A 7,165-nucleotide genomic window follows, 5' to 3' on the forward strand; every position below is an offset into this window, starting at 1 on the left:
ACAGATGAAACAACAACGAATGCTAATCCCGACTTTGCGCGATGTCCCGGGAGATGCCGAAGCGGCAAGCCATCGCCTGATGCTGCGAGCAGGATTGATTCGCCAGCTATCCAGCGGTATTTATTCTTATCTGCCTTTAGGACTTAAAGCCCTCCAACATATACAAACCATCGTTCGCGAAGAAATGGACGCTGCCGGGGCACAAGAAATGCTGATGCCTGCTCTGCATCCTTCCGAATTATGGAAAGCATCTGGCAGATGGGATGTCTACGGCCCTGAACTGATGCGATTGGAAGATCGCAATGGCCGTGAGTTCGCCTTAGGCGCAACACATGAAGAAGTCATCACGTCGATTGTGAAAGATGAGATTCATTCTTATAAGAAGCTGCCGGTTACACTGTATCAGATTCAGACGAAATATCGGGATGAACGCAGACCGCGCTTCGGCCTGCTGCGAGGACGGGAATTCCTGATGAAGGATGCCTATTCATTCGACAGCTCTGCCGAAGGCCTGGACGAAAGCTATACCAGCATGTATAACGCGTATGTTAACATCTTCACACGCTGCGGCTTGCAGTTCCGCGCCGTTGAAGCTGATTCCGGTGCCATCGGGGGAACGGACACCCATGAATTTATGGCATTGGCGGAAGTTGGTGAAGACACGATCGTGCATTGCCCTTCTTGCCAATACGCGGCTAATTTGGAGAAAGCCCTTGGCCGTATGCCTGAGCAAGGAGCTCAAAGTCAAGCGTCGGCAACTTCTGAGCCTGCCAAGATTCATACCCCTGCGATCAGCAGTATCAAGCAGCTAATCCAGTTTTTGCAAATTTCGCCTCAGCAAATTATTAAATCCGTTGCCCTTGATGTGGACGGAACGCCAGTCATCGTATTGCTTCGAGGCGACTATGAATTAAATGAGATCAAATTAAAGCAAACACTCGGCGCTGCCGATGTATCCATGCTTTCCGAGAATGAGATTCTCAAACTAGGCTCAATCGCAGGATTTATCGGTCCTGTCGGACTTCCTAACGTCAAAATTCTAGCTGATATCTCCACCAGAGGCATCATCGATGCCGTAGTAGGCGCCAATGAACTGGACTATCATCTGACGCATGTCTCCCTTGAACGAGATTTGCCACATACCACTTACCTGGATCTTCATAATGTGGCGGAAGGTGAATTATGCAGCCACTGCGGCCATGAGCTCCTTTTTGCCAAAGGGATTGAAGTTGGGCATGTCTTTAAATTAGGCACCAAATACAGCAAATCACTTGGCGCAACTTTCAGTGATGAGCATGGCAATTCTGAGCCCATCATCATGGGCTGTTACGGCATCGGTGTTTCCCGCGTGCTGGCAGCTGTCATTGAACAGAACTACGATGAACAAGGTATTATTTGGCCTGAGACGATAGCACCTTTTTCCATTCATCTGTTAACTGTTCAGCCCCAAAATGAAATTCAAATGAAACTATCTCAAGACCTCTATACAGCGCTTCAACAAGCCGGTTATTCCGTCTTATGGGATGATCGTGAAGAGCGCCCTGGCGTGAAATTCAATGATGCCGACCTGCTTGGTTTCCCTGTACGAGTAACCGTAGGTAAAAAAGCCGGTGACCGAATCATCGAATGCAAAGAACGCCGCAGTGGTCTTTCCTATGAATTCACCGTCCAACAACTGCTTGCCCATTGCCAATCATTTTTTCCAATCCGGAGGTCGATCTAATCATGAGTGAAGTCGTTCAGAAATCAGTCCTTGCCAAACAAGCCGCCCAAATCATGGGCAACCTTACAACTCAACAGAAAAACGAAGCACTGCTATTAATGGCAGATGCCCTTGTCACAGAGCAGCAAGCGATTATCGAAGCTAATGCCAAGGATTTGCAGCGCGGCAAAGAATTAGGTACGAGCGCATCGCTGCTTGATCGCCTGGCTCTCAATGAATCGCGAATCGCCGGAATTGCCGAAGGACTTCGCCAAATTGCCGAGCTTCCTGATCCAATTGGCGACCTACTAGAATCCTTTGACCGTCCAAATGGCTTGCGCATTCGCAAACTCCGAGTCCCTTTGGGTGTGATCGGCATCATTTATGAAGCAAGACCCAATGTCACGGTTGATGCCGCTGGTCTCTGCCTGAAAACGGGCAACGCCGTCGTGCTGCGTGGAGGTTCATCGGCTTTATTTTCGAATGAGAAAATCATTGAAGTTCTGCACGGCGCCCTTCGCCGCTCTGCTGTTCCAGCCGAAGCCTTGCAATTAATTCTTAGCGCTGACCGCAGCTCCGTCGATGAAATGTTAAAGCTGAACGGCTTGATCGATGTGCTCATCCCTAGAGGCGGACACTCACTTATTCAAAATGTTGTCAAGAACGCCACGGTCCCTGTCATTGAAACAGGCGCAGGTGTATGTCATACTTTCATAGACGAAAGTGCACAGCTCGAAATGGCTGTCCGCATTGGGATTAATGCCAAAGCGCAGCGTCCGTCTGTCTGTAATTCCATGGAAACTCTGCTCGTGCACGAAGCTATTGCGGAGAAACATTTAGCCGCCATTGCGGAGGCTTTCACAGGAGCCCATGTAGAGCTTCGGGGCGACGAGCACGCTCGAACCTTGGTGCCAAGCATGAAAGTGGCCGAAAGTGAAGATTGGAAAACCGAGTATGGCGATTATATCCTCAACATTAAAGTGGTCAAGAATCTCGATGATGCCCTTGCCCATATTCGTGAATATAGCACCAAGCATTCAGAATGTATTGTGACTGAGGATGCCGCTCATGCAGAGAGATTTCTACAGGAAGTAGATGCTGCTGCCGTCTATCACAACGCTTCAACTCGCTTTACCGATGGTTTTGAATTCGGATTTGGCGCAGAAATCGGCATCTCCACTCAAAAGCTCCACGCACGTGGTCCAATGGGACTGCCAGCATTAACATCAACGAAATTCCGCGTCTATGGCAGCGGACAAATACGGGAATAACGTTTCATACTTTAAGGAGGTTTTGCAAGATGTCCACATCTTTATCCCAAGCCAAAATTGCCTTTGTAGGCGCAGGTTCCATGGCCGAAGCCATCATTCGCGGCCTTATTGAAACCAAAGTCGCTCAACCGCAAAATCTGTATGTGATGAATCGCTCCGATCAAAGCCGTTTGGCTTTTCTAAGATCCGAATACGGCGTGCAAGCGACTTCAGACATTCTAACGAAAGATACCTTCTTGCGAGAAGCGGATGTTGTCGTGCTCTGCATGAAACCCAAAGATGTCGTATCTGCCTTCGCGGAACTGCAGCCGCAGCTGAATGAACGCCAGCTTCTCGTTTCTGTCATTGCCGGCCTCTCGATCGCCAAGGCGGAATCGCTGCTGCAGACCCATATGCCTATCGTTCGCACAATGCCCAACACATCAAGTACAATTGGATTAGGCGCAACAGGAATGAGCTTCTCCTCCAAGGTTAATGATACATTCAAACAGCTTGCAACCCAGATGTTCGAAGCGGTTGGCATCGTAACCATCGTTGAAGAGGAAAAACTGGAGATCGTAACCGGCGTATCCGGCAGTGGTCCTGCTTACGTCTACTACTTCATGGAGGCTATGATCAAAGCCGCTATCGAAGGTGGCCTTACCGAGGAAGATGCGCGTCAATTGACGCTGCAAACCGTGCTTGGAGCTGCTCATATGGTTCAGCATACGCAAGAAAACCCTGCTGAGCTTCGTCGCAAAGTCACTTCACCCAATGGCGCAACCCAAGCTTCTATTGAAGCCCTTGATCGTTTTCAATTTAGTGAAGCTATTCTCCAGGCTGTTTTCAGTTCAGCAGAACGCGCCAAGGAAATGGGCGAGCAAATCGCTGCACCCAGCCCGATTGCCAAATCGTCCTAATTGTTATCGAACTTATTCTAATTTAAGCAGGTGAACGTATTTCATGAGTGCCTATTGTTTAGCCACATATCGGAGTTTCGATGAGAAAGCCGATTTTCATAAAAAAGCGACCAGTATCGCTGTAGGTTTAACCGTTGGCAGTTGGACGGAGCTTCCTGAAGCACAGAAAGCCCAGATGGAGAAGCACTTGGGTAAAGTTATCTCCATCGAGGTGCATGAGCCGGGAGCCGGAGAATCTGTTAGCGACCGTTATGCAGATATCACCATCGCCTATCCCGATGTCAACTTCAGCCGGGATATTCCCGCTTTGCTCGTGACTGTCTTCGGCAAGCTATCCATGGACGGCAAAATTAAGCTGATCGATTTGAACTTTTCAAGCGACTTTATGGCTGGTTTCTCCGGCCCCAAATTTGGTATGCAAGGCGTGCGCGACCTGCTTGGCGTGCAGGATCGCCCACTGCTGATGAGCATTTTCAAATCCGTCGTTGGTTATGAGCTGCCAGCTCTGCGCGAACAATTCTATCTCCAGGCTGCAGGCGGCGTTGATTTAATTAAGGATGATGAAATTTTATTCGAAAATCCTTTAACCCCGCTTGAGAAGCGGATTGAGGTATGTCTGGAAGCGGCTGAACAAGCCACCAAGTTAACGGGTCAGAAGCTGCTCTATGCCGTTAATTTGACCGGCTCGACCTCCAAACTCGCTGCGGCGGCCAAGAAAGCTATTGCAGCAGGCGCCAATGCCCTGTTGTTCAATGTCCTGGCCTATGGCTTCGACGTGCTTCATGAACTGAGTTCGGATCCGGAGATTACCATTCCGATTATGGCTCATCCAGCAATGGCTGGCGCAACCTATCCTTCTCCCCACTATGGAATTTCCCCATCAGTGCTATTAGGGAAACTGATGCGTTTGGCAGGTGCTGACTTAGTTCTATTCCCTTCCCCCTACGGCTCAGTCGTGATGCCAAGAGAGGAAAACTTAGCCATTAAGCATGTGCTCTTAACGAATGATTTGCGTAAGGATTATGCCTATAACGCTCCGTCAGATGCACAGTTGAAACTTGCAGCCAGCTTCCCGGTTCCATCGGCAGGTATTCATCCCGGACTGGTTCCGCTCATTCTGCGCGACTTCGGCACCGATGTGATTGTCAACGCAGGCGGCGGCATTCACGGCCACCCGCTAGGCACGATTGCCGGCGGACAAGCTTTCCGTCAAGCCATCGATGCCACGGTTCAAGGAATCAGCTTGCGCGACTACGCCCAAACACATCCAGAATTACAATCAGCTATTGATACTTGGGGGATTAGAGAATGAGCAAGGCACGTATTGTCTTCTGCGACTTTGACGGTACCATTACCGTGAACGATAACATAGTTGCAATTATGAAACATTTCGACCCACCTGGTTGGGAACCGATTGTCGAGAAAATCTTGGACAAAAGCATTTCGATTCGCCAAGGCGTTGGCGCGATGTTCGCCCTCCTTCCAACTTCGCGTAAGGAGGAGATTGTTGACTATGCGATTACCAATGCCGTCATTCGTGACGGTTTCCGCGAGTTCGTAGACTATTGTCAAGCGAATGATATCCAGCTGCTAATTACGAGCGGAGGCATCGATTTCTTCATATACCCGCTGCTGAAGCCTTTTCCTATACCAACGGAGCATATTTACAGCAATGGCAGTTCCTTTGAAGGCAGCACGATCCAGATTCTTTGGCCGAATCCGTGTGATGAACACTGTGCAACCGACTGCGGCATGTGCAAAACGAGCATCATTCGCTCATATGATTCCGAACACTATGAGAAGATCATTATCGGAGACAGTATTACCGATTTCGAAGGCGCCAAGCTGGTCGATACCATTTTCGCTCGCTCTCATCTCGTCGACATGTGCAAGCAGCTCGATTACCCGTACTATGCATTTGAAACTTTCTTCGACATTATCAAGCAATTGGAGGCTGACCCCGTCGTATGACTATTTTACTTGAAGAAAAACAACGCGCTTTCGCTGAATTGCGTGAAATTAAAGCGAATTTAGCAGCCAGAGGATGGTTCCCTGCGACTAGCGGCAACTTATCCGTCCGTGTCGGAGGCTTCGAGCCAGAAGCTTTCACCTTCGCTATCACATCCAGCGGTAGAGATAAATCTGTGCAAACACCGGAAGATTTCCTCCTTGTGAATGAAAAAGGACTGCCGACGGAAGCTACGAGCCTTAGACCATCGGCGGAAACGCTAATCCATAGCGAGATCTATCGGGCTACAGGCGCAGGAGCTATTTTCCATGTCCATACGATCTTCAATAATCTGGCGTCCGAGCTTTACTGGGAACGTAAAAGCATTCCTGTTGTCGGAGTTGAGCTGATCAAAGCATTCAACATCTGGGAAGAAGACGCTCAAATCGAAATCCCGATTTTGCCGAACTACGCGGATATTCCGCGAATCGCTGAGCTCGTCGAAGGCGCTATCGTTCCTCGCATACCAGGAATCGTGCTGCACAAACACGGCATCTATGCGTGGGGCGCGAATGCTTTTGAAGCGAAACGCCATTTGGAAGCTTTTGAATATCTGTTTGAATATGTGTACCGCTCCCATCTGCTTCACAAAGGATTGTAGTTCATTCCTCTGCCTGAAACTTCAAGACCAGATTCCCTTTTATGGGTTTAATCTGGTTTTTTTGTCATCATGAGGCAAGCCCAAGCCCCCTTACGAACTCGGTACCCTTTATTCGATCAAAATTGCTCATTCTGAAAATCTAATGAATGCCAGACGCGTTATTTCATGTAAATGATCACCATTCGGCCAATAAAGTGCTCGATAGCGCCAATTCAGTTCATTAAATCGCCAAAGTAGCCACTTTCTCGTCTATAAGCATCATACAGTTCACTAGATGCGGCCTACCACAAGGGGCCTTCTCCCTCACTTCTCCCCACATCCCACTTCTGTTCTGCTTTGATTTTATTTAAGAAAAGTGGCTTTGCCACCCTGAGGGATGAGCATATTCATAACGGTTTTCAGCAATCTAGCGGATCCTAGTTCCCTTTGGGCTTTGAAATGATAGAGATCGTCGTGTGAAAAGGAACTATGATCCGCTAAATGGCGGGAACTGGGGTAAACGTAGCATGAAAGGGAACTGAGATCCGCTATGTAAGCGGAATCTGCTGATTTCAACCGGGAAATGGTGCAATAGCGGATCGTAGTTCCCTCTGGCGTGGAATATGGCGGTTTTCGGAATTATAGCGCACTGTAGTTCCCTCTGGATCCCTATCATGACACATTTTCCTACAATCGCGGCTTGAC

6 protein-coding genes are annotated in these 7,165 nt (G+C 48.8%); all 6 read left to right on the forward strand.

Going from position 1 to position 7,165, the window contains the following annotated elements:
- Positions 1-4 precede the first annotated feature (4 nt).
- Genes IEY34_RS27170 through mtnB form a run of 6 tightly spaced genes read left to right on the forward strand, consistent with a single transcriptional unit; the run spans position 5 to position 6,481 of the window.
- Positions 5-1,723 (forward strand): proline--tRNA ligase, encoded by a 1,719-nt coding sequence (locus IEY34_RS27170; protein ID WP_189017822.1) that lies wholly within the window; start codon positions 5-7, stop codon positions 1,721-1,723.
- 2 nt (positions 1,724-1,725) lie between these two features.
- Entirely contained in the window at positions 1,726-2,973 is a 1,248-nt protein-coding gene (locus tag IEY34_RS27175) for a glutamate-5-semialdehyde dehydrogenase (protein WP_189017824.1), read from the forward strand.
- Positions 2,974-3,002: 29 nt separating this feature from the next.
- Entirely contained in the window at positions 3,003-3,872 is an 870-nt protein-coding gene (gene proC, locus IEY34_RS27180) for a pyrroline-5-carboxylate reductase (protein WP_189017827.1), read from the forward strand.
- 43 nt (positions 3,873-3,915) lie between these two features.
- Positions 3,916-5,184: a 2,3-diketo-5-methylthiopentyl-1-phosphate enolase gene (locus IEY34_RS27185; protein ID WP_189017830.1), complete on the forward strand. Its 1,269-nt coding sequence runs from the start codon at positions 3,916-3,918 to the stop codon at positions 5,182-5,184.
- Positions 5,181-5,843: a 2-hydroxy-3-keto-5-methylthiopentenyl-1-phosphate phosphatase gene (locus IEY34_RS27190; RefSeq protein WP_189017833.1), complete on the forward strand. Its 663-nt coding sequence runs from the start codon at positions 5,181-5,183 to the stop codon at positions 5,841-5,843. Before IEY34_RS27185 ends, IEY34_RS27190 begins: the two co-directional genes overlap by 4 nt.
- Positions 5,840-6,481 carry a methylthioribulose 1-phosphate dehydratase gene (mtnB, locus tag IEY34_RS27195; RefSeq protein ID WP_189017835.1) on the forward strand — a complete coding sequence of 214 codons (642 nt, stop codon included), beginning with the start codon at positions 5,840-5,842 and terminating at the stop codon, positions 6,479-6,481. Before IEY34_RS27190 ends, mtnB begins: the two co-directional genes overlap by 4 nt.
- Positions 6,482-7,165: the final 684 nt, after the last annotated feature.

Origin of the sequence: Paenibacillus marchantiophytorum (assembly GCF_014640555.1) — a bacterium.
GTDB classification, from domain to species: domain Bacteria; phylum Bacillota; class Bacilli; order Paenibacillales; family NBRC-103111; genus Paenibacillus_E; species Paenibacillus_E marchantiophytorum.